This window comes from Luteococcus sp. Sow4_B9 (assembly GCF_052116585.1).
In the GTDB taxonomy this organism is placed as follows: domain Bacteria; phylum Actinomycetota; class Actinomycetes; order Propionibacteriales; family Propionibacteriaceae; genus Luteococcus.
The window spans coordinates 1-16,133 of the sequence record NZ_JBQKKT010000007.1; the positions used below are offsets into that span (position 1 = coordinate 1).

The 16,133-nt window shown below is 67.4% G+C and carries 13 protein-coding genes and 2 tRNA genes; 7 read left to right on the forward strand and 8 right to left on the reverse strand.

From position 1 onward, the window contains the following. Nucleotides 1–168: 168 nt before the first annotated feature. A tRNA-Ser gene (locus ACTQ49_RS06175) sits at nt 169–262 on the reverse strand. Nucleotides 263–482: 220 nt separating this feature from the next. On the opposite strand from ACTQ49_RS06175, the gene ACTQ49_RS06180 reads away from it, so the two are divergent. Then, nucleotides 483–2,297: an LCP family protein gene (locus tag ACTQ49_RS06180; protein WP_441826976.1), complete on the forward strand. Its 1,815-nt coding sequence runs from the start codon at nt 483–485 to the stop codon at nt 2,295–2,297. A gap of 180 nt (nt 2,298–2,477) precedes the next feature. Here the strand turns inward: ACTQ49_RS06180 and ACTQ49_RS06185 are convergent, their stop codons facing one another. Continuing rightward, nucleotides 2,478–3,005, reverse strand: coding sequence for a hypothetical protein (locus ACTQ49_RS06185; RefSeq protein ID WP_441826977.1), 528 nt, complete (start codon nt 3,003–3,005; stop codon nt 2,478–2,480). A 30-nt stretch (nt 3,006–3,035) separates the two neighbouring features. Next, nucleotides 3,036–3,123, reverse strand: a tRNA-Ser gene (locus ACTQ49_RS06190). 90 nt (nt 3,124–3,213) lie between these two features. Here ACTQ49_RS06190 and ACTQ49_RS06195 point away from each other — a divergent pair. Next, nucleotides 3,214–4,203: an NAD(P)H-quinone oxidoreductase gene (locus ACTQ49_RS06195; protein WP_441826978.1), complete on the forward strand. Its 990-nt coding sequence runs from the start codon at nt 3,214–3,216 to the stop codon at nt 4,201–4,203. Beyond that, nucleotides 4,200–4,778 (forward strand): DUF1349 domain-containing protein, encoded by a 579-nt coding sequence (locus tag ACTQ49_RS06200; RefSeq protein ID WP_441826979.1) that lies wholly within the window; start codon nt 4,200–4,202, stop codon nt 4,776–4,778. Before ACTQ49_RS06195 ends, ACTQ49_RS06200 begins: the two co-directional genes overlap by 4 nt. Before the next feature lie 77 nt (nt 4,779–4,855). Here the strand turns inward: ACTQ49_RS06200 and ACTQ49_RS06205 are convergent, their stop codons facing one another. After that, a complete protein-coding gene (locus ACTQ49_RS06205) occupies nt 4,856–5,248 on the reverse strand; it encodes a hypothetical protein (RefSeq protein ID WP_441826980.1) in 393 nt (130 codons plus the stop codon). Nucleotides 5,249–5,360: 112 nt separating this feature from the next. Here ACTQ49_RS06205 and argG point away from each other — a divergent pair, with 112 nt between their 5' ends. Further along, on the forward strand, nt 5,361–6,788 hold the full coding sequence (gene argG, locus ACTQ49_RS06210; protein ID WP_441827093.1) for an argininosuccinate synthase: 1,428 nt from the start codon (nt 5,361–5,363) through the stop codon (nt 6,786–6,788). A 109-nt stretch (nt 6,789–6,897) separates the two neighbouring features. Here argG and ACTQ49_RS06215 read toward each other — a convergent pair whose 3' ends face one another. The 3 genes from ACTQ49_RS06215 to ACTQ49_RS06225 form a co-directional block, all read right to left on the reverse strand. Then, nucleotides 6,898–7,839 (reverse strand): DUF1963 domain-containing protein, encoded by a 942-nt coding sequence (locus ACTQ49_RS06215; RefSeq protein WP_441826981.1) that lies wholly within the window; start codon nt 7,837–7,839, stop codon nt 6,898–6,900. A 213-nt stretch (nt 7,840–8,052) separates the two neighbouring features. Beyond that, on the reverse strand, nt 8,053–8,319 hold the full coding sequence (locus ACTQ49_RS06220; RefSeq protein WP_441826982.1) for a hypothetical protein: 267 nt from the start codon (nt 8,317–8,319) through the stop codon (nt 8,053–8,055). Nucleotides 8,320–8,365: 46 nt separating this feature from the next. Beyond that, complete coding sequence (locus ACTQ49_RS06225; protein WP_441826983.1) at nt 8,366–10,108, reverse strand: pyruvate dehydrogenase; 1,743 nt, start codon at nt 10,106–10,108, stop codon at nt 8,366–8,368. A gap of 161 nt (nt 10,109–10,269) precedes the next feature. Here ACTQ49_RS06225 and ACTQ49_RS06230 point away from each other — a divergent pair, with 161 nt between their 5' ends. The 3 genes from ACTQ49_RS06230 to ACTQ49_RS06240 all read left to right on the forward strand — a co-directional run bounded on the left by ACTQ49_RS06230 (nt 10,270) and on the right by ACTQ49_RS06240 (nt 14,647). Then, complete coding sequence (locus tag ACTQ49_RS06230) at nt 10,270–11,460, forward strand: amidohydrolase (RefSeq protein ID WP_441826984.1); 1,191 nt, start codon at nt 10,270–10,272, stop codon at nt 11,458–11,460. Continuing rightward, nucleotides 11,457–12,959 (forward strand): MFS transporter, encoded by a 1,503-nt coding sequence (locus tag ACTQ49_RS06235; RefSeq protein WP_441826985.1) that lies wholly within the window; start codon nt 11,457–11,459, stop codon nt 12,957–12,959. The genes ACTQ49_RS06230 and ACTQ49_RS06235 overlap by 4 nt, the downstream gene beginning before the upstream one ends. 191 nt (nt 12,960–13,150) lie before the next feature. Continuing rightward, nucleotides 13,151–14,647, forward strand: a complete 1,497-nt coding sequence (locus ACTQ49_RS06240) for an MFS transporter (RefSeq protein ID WP_441826986.1) — start codon at nt 13,151–13,153, stop codon at nt 14,645–14,647. A 24-nt stretch (nt 14,648–14,671) separates the two neighbouring features. Here the strand turns inward: ACTQ49_RS06240 and ACTQ49_RS06245 are convergent, their stop codons facing one another. Next, on the reverse strand, nt 14,672–16,105 hold the full coding sequence (locus tag ACTQ49_RS06245) for a DUF222 domain-containing protein (RefSeq protein WP_441826987.1): 1,434 nt from the start codon (nt 16,103–16,105) through the stop codon (nt 14,672–14,674). Between the last annotated feature and the right edge of the window lie 28 nt (nt 16,106–16,133).

Here is a 16,133-nt window from a genome sequence, read left to right on the forward strand (position 1 = left end):
CCCGCCCGCGCCGCCCCCCCCCCCCCCCCCCGCCCCCCCCCCCCCCCCCCCCCCTGTATTCCCTGACCAAGCAGCATTCCCTGACCAAGCAGCACGTCCCTGGCCACGCACGACGCGTCAAAAACAAAGACCGCCGCGTCGATCCCGGGGGACCGACGCGGCGGCAGTTGGCGGAGGTGGCGAGATTTGAACTCGCGATGGGGTTTTAGCCCCAAACCCGCTTAGCAGGCGGGCGCCATAGACCTGACTAGGCGACACCTCCAACAAGGGACAAGCGTATCTGGTCCTGACGCCCGCGGCAAAGTCGGCATTCCGGCGCGACATGTCAGTCATCGTAATATCATGGTCAACAGACCTGTGGGGCGTGCCATGATGAACGAATTCGCACCGCCTCGAGCAGCCGGGAGGTCCCTTCCCGACACCCTTGGGGTGACTGCGGCATCGCAGCTAGCATTCCTTGAAGACCATCCAGAAGGACATCCATGGCAGAGGCTCGGCGGGCAGGTCAGCAGCGCGACGACGCACCGGGAACCCCGCGATACGCGGATCCGGACAGCGTCGTCGATGCGCCCGTGGTCCCTCGCCGCACCGTCGTCACCTGGGACGAGGAGTCACCCGACGACTGGCGGGATGAGGGAACTCCCCCATGGCACCGTTCTGATGGCGAGAAGCCCGGCGCACGCGCGACGGGCCGAACCTCCCCCGCGGCCGCACAACACCGCAGCGCCTTCCGCGACGGGCGCGAGCACAGCTTCCGCAGCTCCTTGGGCTGGACGGCACTGGGTGCCCTCTTCCCCGGACTTGGACTGTGGCCCACCCGTCGTCGCGCGATCGGTCTGGCCGTGCTGGGGGCCATGGTTCTGACGCTGCTGACGCTGATCCTGGTGACCCTCTGGCGGCCGGCAGCTGTCGCTGCCGTCGCGGTGAAGCCGGGGATGCTGCGTCTGGTGGGCATCGGGGCGATCCTGGGGGCCATGGTGCTCAGCGGCCTGGTCACACTCACGCACATGACCACTCGCCCCCATTCGGTCACGCCCCTGCAGCGCACGATCGGAACTGCGACAGTGGGCCTGCTGACCTTCATGATCAGCGCCCCGCTGATCGTCGGCGCCAGCTACACCCGCAGCCAGGCAAGCCTGGTCAACAATGTCTTCAAGAACGCGACCCGCTCGCTGACGCGCCCCGATCTGGGAACGGGCGACGTGTGGAAGAACAAGCCACGTCTCAACATCCTGCTCCTGGGCTCCGACTCCACGGCGGCGCGGACCGAGCACGGCGATGGTGTGCGGACCGACACCATCATGGTGGCCAGCATCAACACCAGCAATGGCGACACCACCCTGCTGCAGATCCCGCGCAACATGGCCCGCATGCCCTTCCCCGACGGCAGCCCCTTGCACGAGCTCTACCCGGACGGCTTCTACTCCGAGACCGCAGACAATCCCGACTACTTCGCCAATGCGATCTACGGCAATGTCCCCGCGCTGCACCCCGAGCTGTTCACCGCCACCGACTACCCGGGGGCCGATGCCCTCAAGGTCGGCGTGGGCGCCGCACTCGGCCTGGACATCGACTACTTCGCGATGATCAACATCGACGGTCTCACCCGCTTGATCGACGCCATGGGCGGCGTGCGACTCAATGTGAACTCACGCATCCCGGTGGCCGGCGACAGCGAGGGACGCGCCGCCACCGGATGGATCGAACCGGGCGAGGAGAAGCTGCTGAACGGCTATTACGCCATGTGGTACGCCCGCAGCCGCAAGGGCTCCACCGACTACAACCGCATGGGGCGCCAGACCTGCGTCGTGAAGGCGGTGATCGACCAGGCGGATCCGGCCACCCTGCTGACCCGCTACGAGGGCATCGCGTCGGCCTCCCAGGAGATGCTGGTCACCGACATCCCACAGGACGTGCTCTCCCCTCTGGTGAATCTGGCCCTTCGGGTCAAGGATGGTCACATCCGGCGGGTGCTCTTCGTGCACCAGAAGGATGGCTTCGACACCACGGATCCCGATTTCGAGATGATGCGGGCGAAGGTGGCGGCCGCCATCCAGGAGACCCAGGACGAGCCGTCCACCGAGCCCTCATCGCCCCCGGATCCTGCCGGCCAGCCCGCGGCACCGGCCAGTAGCGCTGCTCCGGCTCCCGAGACCACCCAGCCCACGCAGGCACCGAGCGAGGCGCCGGGCACTCCTTCGGCCACCCCAACGGTGCAGAGCGAGAATGTCGCCGACGCCTGCGCCTACAATCCGGAACCCGTCGACGGGCAGCCCCAGACTGACCAGCCCGGCTGAGCCCCGCACCCCCTTCTCCGCCCCGCACGGCCCAGCCCCGCACATTCCTGCCCCGCCTCCCGCACATTCCTGCCCCGCCTCCCGCACATTCCTGCCAGAAACAGATGCATATGCGGTGTCCAGTGCATTTGCTGCACTCGACACCGCCTATGCATCTGCTTCTGGCGCGCTGGAGCTGCGCTACTGCTTGTGGGAGACGACGTCCGGGTTCGGCGGCTGGTGCGGGTCGATCAGCGGCACGTTGATGGTCTCGCCGTAGCCACGGTCGGCATCCAGATGCTGGGCGACGGCCGCGACCAGCGCCTTCATCTCCTCGTCCTCGCCACCACCGGGGCAGATCAGGTGAGTTCGGCCCACCTCGCCGTGGTACAGCGTGAGGTGGGAGCCCTGGGCACTGGTCGTGACCTTGGTGACATCGCCCCAGGTGCCCGACTTGTCGGTGCCCGGCCCGTGGATGCGGTAGCCCTTGGGATCCAGGTCAACGAAGGTGCGCATCGTCACCATGGACCACCCAGCCATCGCGGCCAGCACCAGGCCGGCGATCAGGATGATGGCGGCCAGCACCACCCAGAGCAGGGCGGCCTCCTTGGCCGTGGCCAGGGAGACCAGCAGGGCCCCCAGCAGGGTCATCCCTGCCGCAATCACGAAGGCTCGAACCGGTGGACGCGGCTTCAGCACATAGGTGCGGGGATCAGGTGCGTCGGTCACGACTCTCCTCGTCGAGTGGGCGGACTGGGGTGGCGGCGAGGGTGGGATTCGAACCCACGGAGAGTTGCCCCTCGGCCGCTTTCAAGGCGGCTGCACTAGTCCACTATGCGACCTCGCCGTGCCCGGACCGTGGTCCGGAACATCCGCAATCCTATCCGACTGCGCCCGATCCCCTCGCCCACCACCGCCGCTGTGGCAGGCTGGAGCCATGCGTGCGATCACCGTGACCGAAGCAGGCGGCCCCGAGCAGATGCAGTGGAGCGAGGTGGAGACCCCCACCCCCGCTGCCGGCGAGGTGCTGGTGAAGACCATCGCGGCCGGCGTCAACCGCGCCGATCTGCTGCAGCGCAAGGGCCACTACCCGCCACCCCCCGGCATCAGCGAGATCATGGGTCTGGAGGCCACCGGAACGGTCGTGGAGCTGGGAGCCGGCGTCACCGGCCTGTCGGTGGGTGACGAGGTGGTCTGTCTGCTGGCAGGCGGCGGCTACGCGGAGTACTTCGTCGTGCCGCAGGGCCAGTGCATCGCCGTCCCGCAGGGTGTCGACGTCGTCTCCGCCGCGGCTCTCGTCGAGGTGGCCGCGACCGTGATGAGCAATATGGACCACGTCAACCTCAAGCCCGGGGAGACCTTCCTGGTGCACGGCGGGGCCGGCGGCATCGGCACCTTCGCCATCCAGTACGCCAAGGCCCTGGGGTGCCAGGTCATTGCCACGGCAGGCAATGAGCGCAAGCTGGATCACTGCCGTCAGATGGGGGCAGACCTGGCCATCGACTACCACGAGGACTGGGTGACAGCCATCACGGAGGCCACCGCCTCGGATGGCTTCCCCCACAAGGGCGTCGACGTGATTCTGGACGTGATGGGAGCCAAGTACCTGGAGATGAATGTCGACGTGCTTGCCCTCGACGGACGTCAGGTGACGATCGGCCTGCAGGGCGGCCGCAAGGGCACCCTGGACATGGGCAAGCTGCTCAACAAGCGGGCGACGGTGACCGCCACCAGCCTTCGTTTCCGTCCGCTGGAGCAGAAGGCGGAGATCTGCCAGCGCGTGGCGGAGGTGGTCTGGCCGATGATCGCCGACGGCCGGATCAAGCTGGCCCCGGAGACCCGCATCCCGATGTCGGAAGCCCGTCGGGCCCACGAACAGCTCGACGGTGGGGACAATGTCGGCAAGATCATCCTGGTGGCTCCGTGACCCGGATCGAGTGGTCAACGGGCACCTGGACGCATGAGCCGGCATCGGTGAGCACCAACCCGGATGGCCTATTGGTGACCTGTGTGGAGGGCAGTGACGCGTGGCGGCACACCAGCTATGGCTTCGTGCACGAAAGTGAGCACGCGCTGGTGGCCCCGCTGGAGCCCGACAGTGCGGTGGAGGTGGTCTTCCTCGCCGACTTCTCGCAGCAGTTCGACCAAGCGGGCGTCTACCTCTGCTGGGACAGTGAGCACTGGATCAAGGCCGGGTGTGAGTTTGCCGACGGCCGCCTCCAGGTGGGCGCCGTGGTCACCGACGGCCACTCCGACTGGTCAGTGCGGCCCGTCGACTGGCTGGGCCAGCGCGTACGTGTACGTGCCTCCTGGAGTGACGGGGCCGTGACGATCCGCGCCGGTTTGGACGGGGAGGCGCTGGAGCTGGTCCGAGTGGCTCCCTTCGACGCCCAGGCACCAGTCAGCGCAGGACCCTTCACCTGTGCCCCCACCAGAGCCGGCCTCACGACCCGGTTCACCAGCTGGGAGGTGCTCCCGGCGGACGTGTCGCTGCATCCCTGAGCCCTCGACAGGCTCGGGGAACATGACCCCGGCGGCCGAGCTTGTCGAGGCCCCTCGACAGGCTCGGGGAACGAAACTCAGCCGAAGATCATCCAGGCGAACCAGGTGCCCCAGACCACGGCCAGCAGGCCGAGGACCGCGGGGATGGCGATCCGCCACTCCCGGCCGGGCACCACGTCGGGTTCGTCGGAGATCTCGCCCCGCATCCGGGCGACGGCGGGCAGGGCGTAGTGGACGTCGACGGTGCTGCCCTCGGGCACCTCGATGGCCGCCGCCGCCAGTCCGGTCCTGCCGGTGGGGACCCGGCCGATCACCTCGAGCTCGTGTCGGCCGGGGCTCACCTCCAAGTCGTGCACCACCGCCGGATCGCCGGCCTCCAGATGATGGGGCTCTCGGTCCAGATGCACCAGCAGGGGCTCCTTGGCGTTGATCGCCAGGGCATGCAGACGAAGGATCGTGGGGTCAGCCATGGGGGCAGTCTTGCAGAACCGGGCCACCGGGAGCCGCCGCACGCCTGCCAGCGGGCATCCACCAGCAGAACTTGGAATAATTATTCGCAATGTCGAATAGATATGCGCTAAGCTGCGGGTCGTGTCCAAAGTTCTGACTTCCCTTCCGGCCGGCGAGAAGGTCGGCATCGCATTCTCCGGAGGCCTCGACACCTCCGTCGCCGTCGCGTGGATGCGCGAGAAGGGTGCGATCCCCTGCACCTACACCGCCCACATCGGCCAGTACGACGAGCCCGACATCGAATCGGTGCCCGGCCGCGCCGGCCAGTACGGCGCCGAGATCAGCCGCCTGGTGGACTGCCGAGAGCAGCTCGTCGAGGAGGGCCTCAGCGCCCTGGCCTGCGGCGCCTTCCACATCACCAGCGCCGGACGCGCCTACTTCAACACCACGCCGATCGGCCGCGCCGTCACCGGCACCCTGCTGGTGCGCGCCATGGCGGACGACGACGTGAACATCTGGGGCGACGGGTCCACCTACAAGGGCAACGACATCGAGCGCTTCTACCGCTACGGCCTGATGGCCAACCCGCAGCTGCGCATCTACAAGCCCTGGCTCGACGAGGACTTCGTGCGCGAGCTGGGCGGTCGCGACGAGATGAGCGTCTGGCTAACCCAGCGCGACCTCCCCTACCGCGACTCCAAGGAGAAGGCCTACTCCACCGACGCCAACATCTGGGGCGCCACCCACGAGGCGAAGACGCTGGAGCACCTGAACGTCGGGCTCGAGGATGTCGAGCCGATCATGGGTGTGAAGTTCTGGGATCCGTCGGTGAAGATCGAGACCGAGGACGTCAAGGTCACCTTCCACCAGGGCCGCCCCGTGGAGATCAACGGCGAGAGCTTCGCCAGCCCGGTGGACCTGGTGATGAAGGCCAATGAGATCGGCGGCCGCCACGGTCTGGGCATGAGCGACCAGATCGAGAACCGCATCATCGAGGCCAAGAGCCGCGGCATCTACGAGGCCCCCGGTATGGCACTGCTGTTCATCGCCTACGAGCGACTGCTGAATGCCATCCACAACGAGGACACCCTGCAGAACTACCACCAGCAGGGCCAGCGCCTGGGCCGCCTGCTCTACGAGGGCCGCTGGCTCGACCCGCAGAGCCTCATGCTGCGCGAGTCGATCACCCGCTGGGTGGCCAGCGCCGTCACCGGATCGGTGACCCTGCGCCTTCGTCGCGGCGAGGACTACTCGATCCTGGACACCGACGGCCCCAACTTCAGCTACCACGCCGAGAAGCTCTCCATGGAACGCGTCGAGGATGCCGCCTTTGGCCCCACCGACCGGATCGGCCAGCTGACCATGCGCAACCTGGACATCGCCGACTCCCGCGAGAAGCTGGAGATCTACGCCCAGCAGGGTGTGTTGGGCGGCGCCTCCGCCGAGCTGGTGGGTGAATTGGAGACCGGCTCCAGCAAGCAGATCGCGCAGATCGGCCTGACCACCGGCGAGGCCGAGGCCAGTCTGGACGCCGCCGCCATGGACTTCGGTCTGGACTGATCACCACCACGGGCGGTCACTCCCAGCCCGCACCCCGCACGCACCTGCGGCCCCGACGAATGGTCGGGGCCGCAGTGCTGTCCACGGGGGCGTGGTCAGTCTGTGCGCATCAGTCCGTCCGAACCAGACACCACGCCTTCTCGAAGGCCCGGGCGCGCAGGTCCGAGGCCCGCATCCAGACCTCGAGGCTGCCCGCGTCGCCGAACCAGCCGGACAGTGTGGTCCAGGACTCGATGTCGAACACCAGCAGGTATTCGTCGTCGGCATCCAGGGGCAGGACCTCGCGCAGGATTTCCTCGGCGACGCCGCGACCATGACTGGGATGGCCCGCCAGGTGCGAACTGGGGATGGGGTGCTCCTCCCGTCGCCAGAAGCGCTGCACCTGCCAACTGAGCTGCCAGTCCTCGTAGGCGTCCAGATAGGCGTCATGGTCCACCTCTGGCCCGCTCGCAACATCCTCCGGGCAGCGGATCGTGAAGCCGGGCATGGCCAACACCTGCTGACAGGCCGGCTCGGGCGGATCTCCGCCGTCGACGAGGGGCAAGCCCGCGGGCTCCGCCACCCATTGGACCAGCCACGCACCCTGTTCCCCGTCGGAGGCATCGCTGCCGTGACTGGTCAGGTCATGGAAGACCTCGAGGCTGCCCGTGGTCGGCAGGAGCGCCAAGGCGTGGGAGGGCTGCTCCGAGGCCCGGGTGCTCGCCCACGCAGTGCGACCGTCGGCGTCGACGATGCCCTGCACATCAGGCAGGGCGATGGAGGCGACGTGCGCCAGCTGCTGCCCGGATGCGGTGGTCGGCCACTTCTCTGGGTGGATGGCAGGGGCACCGATGGCGGGGCCGCCGAGCCATGAGACGGGCACCCCCTCGGCCCACAGTTCGCGGAGTTCCTCGTCGCCGGGTTCAAACGACTGCTCGCTGAACACGGGGGTCAGGGACGGGGCCGCAACGACGGGGTCAACTCCCGACGAGCGCAGCCAGCCCATGACCTCGGGTGGGTTGGCGTGAATCGGGACGGGGATCTCGAATTCTTCTTCGCTGGTGGCTGTCATGACCGTGCTCTCAAATCAGGGAGGGGAATCGTGCCAAAGTCAATGGAACCCCACCGAGGATCACGCCAACAGGATTGCACCTTGGCACGATCCTCGGTGGGCCCATGGTCAGCCCCTCACGCCACAGTGGCGCAGCAGCTCGACGCCGATACGGCGCTGGGTGGCCAGCCCCGACGAATGGTCGGGGCCGCAGTGCTGTCCACGGGGCATGGATCAGTTGTCATCCGTGTCGTCGGCATCGGACTGTCCGTCATCGCCGCGGTCATCATCCCCGTCGTCATTCGAGTTCGTGGAGTCCTCGTCATTGGAGGCCCCCTTCGAATCGTCCTTGTGATCATCGCGGTCAGCGTCGTCCTGGCCCGCCACGGTGGCGACCGGAGCCTCGGGCTCGTTCTCGTCGACGGTCGCGGTGTCATTGCAGGCGGTCAGCCCCAAGGACAGGATGCACAGCAGCGTGGCGAACAGGCGTCGAGTGGTCATGGTCTCTCCTTTGATCGGTCGATTGGGTCGTTCACCGTCTGGGGGGTCAGCGGCGCGGGATGTTGCGCAGGTTTGAGCGGGCCATGCTGACCACCTCGCCCGCCCCGTCATTGAAGACCGTTCGGCTCATGGCGGTGGCGAACCCGAAGACCTGGTCCAGGGTGACCTCGGGCGGGATGGACAGGGCATTCGGGTCGGTGACCACCTCCACCAAGGCCGGGCCCGGATGGTCCAGCGCCTCCCGATAGGCCTTCTCCAGGTCCTTGCCTTCCTCCACGCGGATGCCCTTGATGCCGATGGCCTGCGCCACCGCCGCGTAGTTTGCGTCGGGCACCTCCGTGCCGCTGGCAGGCAGACCCTCCACCAGCATCTCCAGCTTCACCATGCCCAGCGTCGAGTTGTTGAAGCAGACCACCGTCACCGGCAGCTGGTAGGTGGCAATGGTGAGCAGCTCCCCCAGCAGCATGGACAGCCCGCCGTCGCCGCTGACGCTGATCACCTGGCGCTGCGGGTAGGCGAACTGGGCGCCGATCGCGTGCGGCAGGGCATTGGCCATGGAGCCGTGCAGGAAGGAGCCGATCAGCCGGCGACGACCATTGGGCGTCACGTAGCGGGCCGTCCAGACATTGCACATGCCGGTGTCGGCGGTGAAGACCGCGTCGTCGCTGGCCACGTCGTCGAGCACGGCCATGGCGTACTCGGGATGGATCGGCGAGAGCTTCTTCGCATTGCGGGTGTAGGCATTGGTGCCCTTCTCCACAATGCGCTTGTGCTTCTTGAGCATCTCCTTGAGGAACTTGTCCTTGCGCTTCGGCTGCACCAGCGGGAGCAGCATCTGCAGCGTCGGGAGCACCTCACCGTGCACGGCGATGTCCACATTGGTGCGTCGCCCCAGCTTCTGGGCCGCGACGTCCACCTGCGCGGTGCGGGTGTTGGGCAGGAACTGGTCATAGGGGAAGTCCGTGCCCAGCAGCACCAGGAGATCGGCGTCCTCGATCCCCTGAGCCGCGGCGCCATAGCCCAACAGGCCGGTCATGCCCACGTCGTAGGGATTGTCGTACTGGATGAAGTCCTTGCCGCGCAGGGTGTGGCCCACCGGCGCATTGATCCGCCCGGCGAGCTCGATGACCTCGTCATGGGCCCCCTGGACGCCAATGCCGCAGAAGATCGCCACCTTCTCCGCCTGGTTGATGGCATCGGCCAGTTGCTGCACCATCTGCGGTTGCGGCTGCACCTGGCCCAGCACCACCGGGGTGTGGAGCGGAACATCGGCCGTGACCTCCTCGTCGGTCAGGTCGCCGGGGACGGTGACGACGCTGACGCCCTTGAGCGCAACAGCATGCTGGATGGCGGTCTCCACCACGCGCGGGCTCTGCGCCGGGGCGCTGATCATCTCCGCGTAGACGCTGCACTCGTCGAAGAGCTTCTCCGGGTGCGTGGCCTGGAAGAAGGAGACGCCGATCTGCGTCGTGGGGATGTGCGACGCGATCGCCAGCACCGGGGCACCGGAGCGGTTGGCGTCGTAGAGCCCATTGATCAGGTGCAGATTGCCCGGCCCGCACGAGCCAGCGCACACGGCCAGCTCACCGGTCAGCTGCGCGTCGGCCGCCGCCGCGAAGGCAGCCGCCTCCTCGTGCCGCACGTGGATCCAGTCGATGCCACCCGTCGCGGCACCCCCGGTGCGCCGCACCGCGTCGACGATCGGATTCAACGAGTCGCCCACAATTCCGTAGATGCGCCGCACTCCTGCGGCCTGGAGCTGCTCGACGATCTGGTCCGCGACCTTCATGGATGATCCTTTCCCGTGCACCTGGTCCACTTGCGCCTGCCCTTCCACGCTAGGCAGCACCCGCATCCGGATCGAGGAATTCAGCACTGGGCCAAATCGGACGCAGGAAACGCCACTCCGGTTCGGGGTCTAGCGTCATGTGCATCACGAAAGGAGCCACCATGGCCGACCTACCCCAGCTTCCCTATGACTGGCAGGAGCCGCTGTACAAGCACCTCCACCAGCATCCGGAGCTCTCCATGGAGGAGCACGAGACCCGCGCCGAGATCGCCCGACGCCTGAGCGAGTTCGGCTACGAGGTGCAGGAGATCGGAGGGGGCGTCGTGGGCGTCCTCACCAATGGCGACGGGGCCACGGTCTTGACCCGCGCCGACTTCGACGCCCTGCCCGTGGCCGAGACCACCGGCCTTCCCTACAGCTCGACGGTTGACGGCGTCATGCACGCCTGCGGGCACGACATGCACGTCACCTGCGCGCTGGGCGCCGCTCAGGCCATGGCCGAGACCAAGGATTCCTGGCAAGGCACCTACCTGGCCCTCTTCCAGCCCGGCGAGGAGATCGCCGCCGGCGCCCGCTCGATGGTTGATGACGGGCTGGTCAACAAGGTCCCCAGGCCCGACGTCTGCCTCTCCCAGCATGTGCTGGGCGGCCTGTCCGGCACCGTCTCCACTTCGCCGGGCGCCGTGCTCTCCGCCGGCGACAGCATCAAGGTCACCATCCATGGCAAGGGATCGCACGGGTCCATGCCGCATCTGGGCGTCGACCCGGTGGTGATCGCCGCCAGCATCGTCGTGCGCCTGCAAAGCATCGTGAGCCGCGTCATCGCCCCCGGCGACTTCGGCGTCGTGACCGTGGGCAGCATCCAGGCCGGCAGCAAGTCCAACATCATCCCGGACAGCGCCACCCTGCTGCTCAACGTGCGCACCTACGACGACGCGGTCCGCACCAAGGTGCTGGAGGCCATCGAGCGCATCGTGCGTGGCGAGTGCGAGGCCGGCGGCACGCCTCAGGAGCCCGACTTCGAGTACTACGACCGCTTCCCGCTGACGCTGAACGACGAAGCTACGACGGCACGCGTCACCGAGGCCTTCCGCGCCCACTTCGGCGAGGACAAGGTGACCCACATGGCGCCGGTCCCGGCCAGCGAAGACTTCAGCATCATCCCCGACGCCTTCGGCGTTCCCTACAGCTACTGGGGACTCGGCGGCTTCGAGGAAGGCGCCACCCCGGTGGGCAACCACAACCCCAAGTTCGCCCCCGCCATCCACCCCACCATCGAGACGGGCACCGCCGCGCTGGCGTCGGCCGTCCTCGCCTGGCTGGGCACCACCCCCGAGAGTGAGAACCGATGAGCACCACCACCGCCCCCGCATCCCAGGGCTTCCGTGGCAACGAGAAGCTGCTGTGGGGCATCGTCCTGGGTGTCACCACCTTCTGGCTGTTCGCGGGCACCACCGGCACGGTGGCCCGCAACATGCTGCAGGAGATCAACGGCCCCACCGCCACCCCCGGTGAGTGGGCCAATCCCTACATCTCGGTCAACCAGATGAACCTGGCGGTCTCCATCACCGCCCTGTTCAGCGGTCTGTTCATCGTGCTCGCCGGCGGTCTGGCCGACAAGCTCGGCCGCGTGAAGGTGGCCATCACCGGCAATGTGCTGGGTCTGGTGGGTTCGCTACTGGTGGTGCTGGCCAGCGGATCGCTGGCGCTGCCCCTGATGCTGACCGGCCGCGCGATCCAGGGCTTGTCCGCGGCGTGCATCATGCCGTCGACGATGGCCCTGCTGAAGGCCTACTGGGACGGCCCCGAGCGGCAGCGCGCCGTCTCCATGTGGTCCATCGGTTCCTGGGGTGGTTCCGGTCTGGCCGCCATCTTCGGTGGGTTCGTCGCCTCCAACCTGGGGTGGCGCTACATCTTCTGGGCGTCAATCCTGATCTCGATCATCTCGATCGCCATGATGTGGGGCACCCCGGAGAGCAAGGCCGAGCAGACCACCAGCAAGCGCTTCGACATCGTCGGCCTGCTGATCTTCATCGTCACCATCCTCTCGCTGATGATCGTCGTGATCTTCGGCGCCCAGCTCGGCTGGACCAGCCCCACCACGCTCGGCCTGGCCGCCGTGGCGCTCGTGGGCATGGCGGTCTTCGTCTGGTGGGAGCAGAAGCAGGACAACCCGTTCATGGACTTCGCGCTGTTCAAGAACAAGACCTTCACCGGCGCCACCATCTCCAACTTCACCATCAACGCCACCATCGGCCTGCTGATCGTCAGCCAGCAGATGCTGCAGCTGGCCCGCCCGGAGCGCTTCGACCCGTGGCGTGCCGGCCTGCTCACCCTGGGTTATGCAATCACCATCATCGGCTTCATCCGCGTGGGCGAGAAGCTGCTGCAGAAGTTCGGCCCCCGCAAGCCGATGCTCTGGGGTGCGGCGATCGTGGGCGTGGTCTGCATCCTGCTGGCCATGACGCAGACCTTGGTGGCCACCTACACCGTGCTGGCCGTGGTCGCCTACGCCCTGTTCGGCCTGGGCCTGGCCTTCTACGCCACGCCGTCCACCGATGCCGCGCTGTCCAACCTGCCGGCCGCCCAGTCCGGTTCCGGCTCTGGCATCTACAAGATGGCCTCCAGCCTGGGCTCCGCGATCGGCGCCGCCGTCTCGCTGGCCATCTTCACGGCCGTGATGGGCGGCGATGTCACCCAGATCGGCGAGGTGGTCCACATGCAGGGCGTCCAGTCCAATGCCGCCATCCGCTCCGCGGGCATGGTGACGATGCTGTTTAACCTGCTGCTGGTCGTGATCTCGATCATCTCGATCATGGTCACCGTCCCCAAGCAGGACGAGACGAACTGACGCGGTCTGCTGACCGACGAAGGCTCTGGGCGAGGGGCCCCCGATCACAGGGATCGGGGGCTCCTCGCCACCTTCGAGGACGCAAATCTCACATCCACAAGGGGCCCCAGGCGGCGCGTCGAGGCGTAGTTTCTGCACATGGAACGGGTGCATCGCACTTCCGATGGCACTTCCACCCCGAAGGAGCGACGATGACGTCCACCCAGTCCCGGCCCTACCAGGGCACCGAACGGCTCTTGTGGGGCTCCGTGCTGGGCTTGCTCACCTTCTGGCTCTTCGCCGGCAGCCTGGGCGCCGTCGCGCGCCGGGTGCTGACCGACATCAACGGCCCCTTCGACGATGCCGCCGGGACGGGCTGGAGTCACGCGACGGTCACCGTGAGTCAGATGAACATGGCCGTGGCGCTCACGGCCCTGTTCAGCGGCCTGTCCGTCGTGTTGATGGGTGGCTTCGCAGACCGCGTGGGGCGGGTCCGGATGGCGCTGATCGGCAATGTGCTGGGCGTATTGGGCTCCTTGTTGGTGGTCTTCGCGACCGGAGCTGTGGCCTTGCCAATGCTCCTGCTGGGACGAGCAGTCCAGGGCCTGTCCGGCGCCTGCATCATGCCGTCGACGTTGGCCCTGGTGAAGGCCTACTGGGACGGACCCGCCCGGCAACGCGCCGTCTCCATGTGGTCCACCTGCACCTTCGGCGGTTCCAGCCTGGCGGCTCTGTTCGGCGGATTCATGGCCTCCAATGTGGGGTGGCGCTACATCTTCTGGGCCTCCGCAGCGGCGTCGGTGATCTCCTTCCTGATGATCCGTGGCACACCGGAGAGCCGCGCGGAAGACACCGAACGGCACCGTTTCGACACCGTCGGGCTCCTGCTCTTCATGGTCACGGTGGTCTGCTTCATGGTGGTGGTGGTCTTCGGGCAGCAGCTCGGCTGGACCAGCCCCACGAGTCTGGGGCTGCTGGCGGGATCCGTCGTCGGGCTGGTGGCCTTCATCCTGTGGGAGAGGGGGCGTGAGCACCCCTTCATGGACTTCGCGCTCTTCCGCAACGTCACGTTCACCGGCGCTGTGCTCAGCAACATGCTGGTGAACATGACCATCGGCATGCTCATCGTCAGCCAGCAGATGCTCCAGCTGGCCCGGCCCGAACGGTTCGACGCCTGGCACGCCGGGCTGCTGACCGTCGGATTCGCCGTGGCCGTGATCAGCTGCATCCGTATCGGCGAGAAGCTGCTGCAGCGCTTCGGAGCGCGCAAGCCCATGATGTGGGGTGCCCTGACGCTGGCAGCCAGCGCCCTGCTGCTGGCCCAGACCGAGGTGCTCATAGACCTGTATGTCTGGTTGGCGGTGATCTCCTACACACTGTTCGGTCTGGGTCTGGCCCTGTTCGCGACGCCATCCACCGACGCGGCGCTGTCCAATCTGCCGCCCGCCCAGGCTGGCGCAGGTGCGGGCATCTTCAAGATGGCGTCCAGTCTGGGCAGCGCCCTGGGAGTGGCCGGCTCACTGGCGATCTTCTCGGGCGTGATGGGTGCGGGCGTCGGAACTGGCCGGATCATCGTGATGCAGGGAATCACCACGAATGCCCAGATCCGCACTGCCGGGATGGCCGCGCTGGGCTTCAATGCGGCGCTGGCCGTGTTGGCGCTGGTGGCGATTGTGCTGACCATCCCCAAGGGCACGAAGGCAGCCTGATCCACGGGCTGGCAATACGCCTGGTCAGCTGACGACGGGCGCAATGGGATTGTGGATCATCCAGGAGCGCGAGGGCGTGACCAGGTAGGCGAAACCGTCGGGGGAACGCCAGAAGAACATGCCGGGAGACAGCTGTCTGAGCAGCCACCCGCCGTGCGTCTTGGCCCGGTGCACCGTCCGGGACAGGGGGCCAAGATTGTCCAGCCTGGTGGGTGGTGGGGCCCCATGGGCTTCGAGTTCCTGCGGGGGTGGGCGCCACGGCTCGGTGTGGTCCAGATCGCACCGTTCGGCAGTCTTCTTCGATCCCGGAAAGACCTCGTAGGGATTGCGGGTTGTGACGAGCTGTCGCATCCGGGCACTGATCTCGTAGCTGTCCGACGGTGTGGTGCCCGCCGGATCGACCACTGGCTTCACCGTGATCCGGGTGTTCTGCAGCAGCTCGGCCATCCAGCTGGCCAGCACCGGACCGTGGCGTTCCATGCGCGCCAGGCCGTCCAGCTCCGCGACCGTGTTCTCCTCCACGTGCACGACCACGGTGGCCCGGGGAAGCAGCAGTTCGGGATCGACGGTGACCGCGCCACAGGTGTGGCCGCGCATCCCGCGGGCGGGACATCCGTCATCCGACGGCCCGTCCTCCAGCGGGAGCTCCGGATCATCGGCCGGATCCAGCAGGCTGGCCTGCAGGAGGTCCAGAGCCCGAGCCGGGTTCGCACAGATTCCCAGTGCCGTCGATCGGCGAACGTCTCGCGAGTCCTCGCAGCCGCCCTGGGCGAGGATCGCTGCCATCCGGTCCAGTTGCGCGTCAAGGAAGATCCCGTCGGCGGCACTGACCACTGCGGCCACCTGGGTGATGCCGTGGCCGGACCCGCCGATCCACACGCCGCGGGCCGCCTGCGCCGCCTGGAATTCATCGTGCGCCTGATCCGCGGGGGTGAGCTCCAGGACCAACCCCTCCGCGGTCCCCACCAGCCGGTGCGCTGACACGCCACCAACCAGAGGGGCCAACCGACGGTCCACCTCCAGGGCCTGCCGAAACGGCAGGCTGGATGTCTTGGCCACGATCGTCCGAGCCACGCCGACCCGCAGGAACCCGTCGCACATCTTCTGCCACAGCAGCGGCATTCGGTGCCTCAGCGAGAGGGCATCGCCGATGAGGCAGTTGGCCGATTCCCGGCTGATGTTCAGGGCCGCCGCAATCTCGAGCGACGCGAACTCAGCCACCTCCGGGGTCCCGTCATCGCCCAGCCGGACCGCCCCCTCCCCGAACAGGACAGTGGGCGACCCGGCGGGCCGATTCGCGACCGGATCAACAGCGTGAGGATCCACACCATGCATATCGGCACCATGCAGATCGGCAAAGTGCGCGGCCAACCGGAACTGTTCGGCCTCCGCCTGCCACGCCCGGCGACGTGCGGACAGCATGGCATCGACCGTCTGCGCCGAGGTCAATTCCTGCATGTCCACGCCTCCTCCCGGCAATGACCCA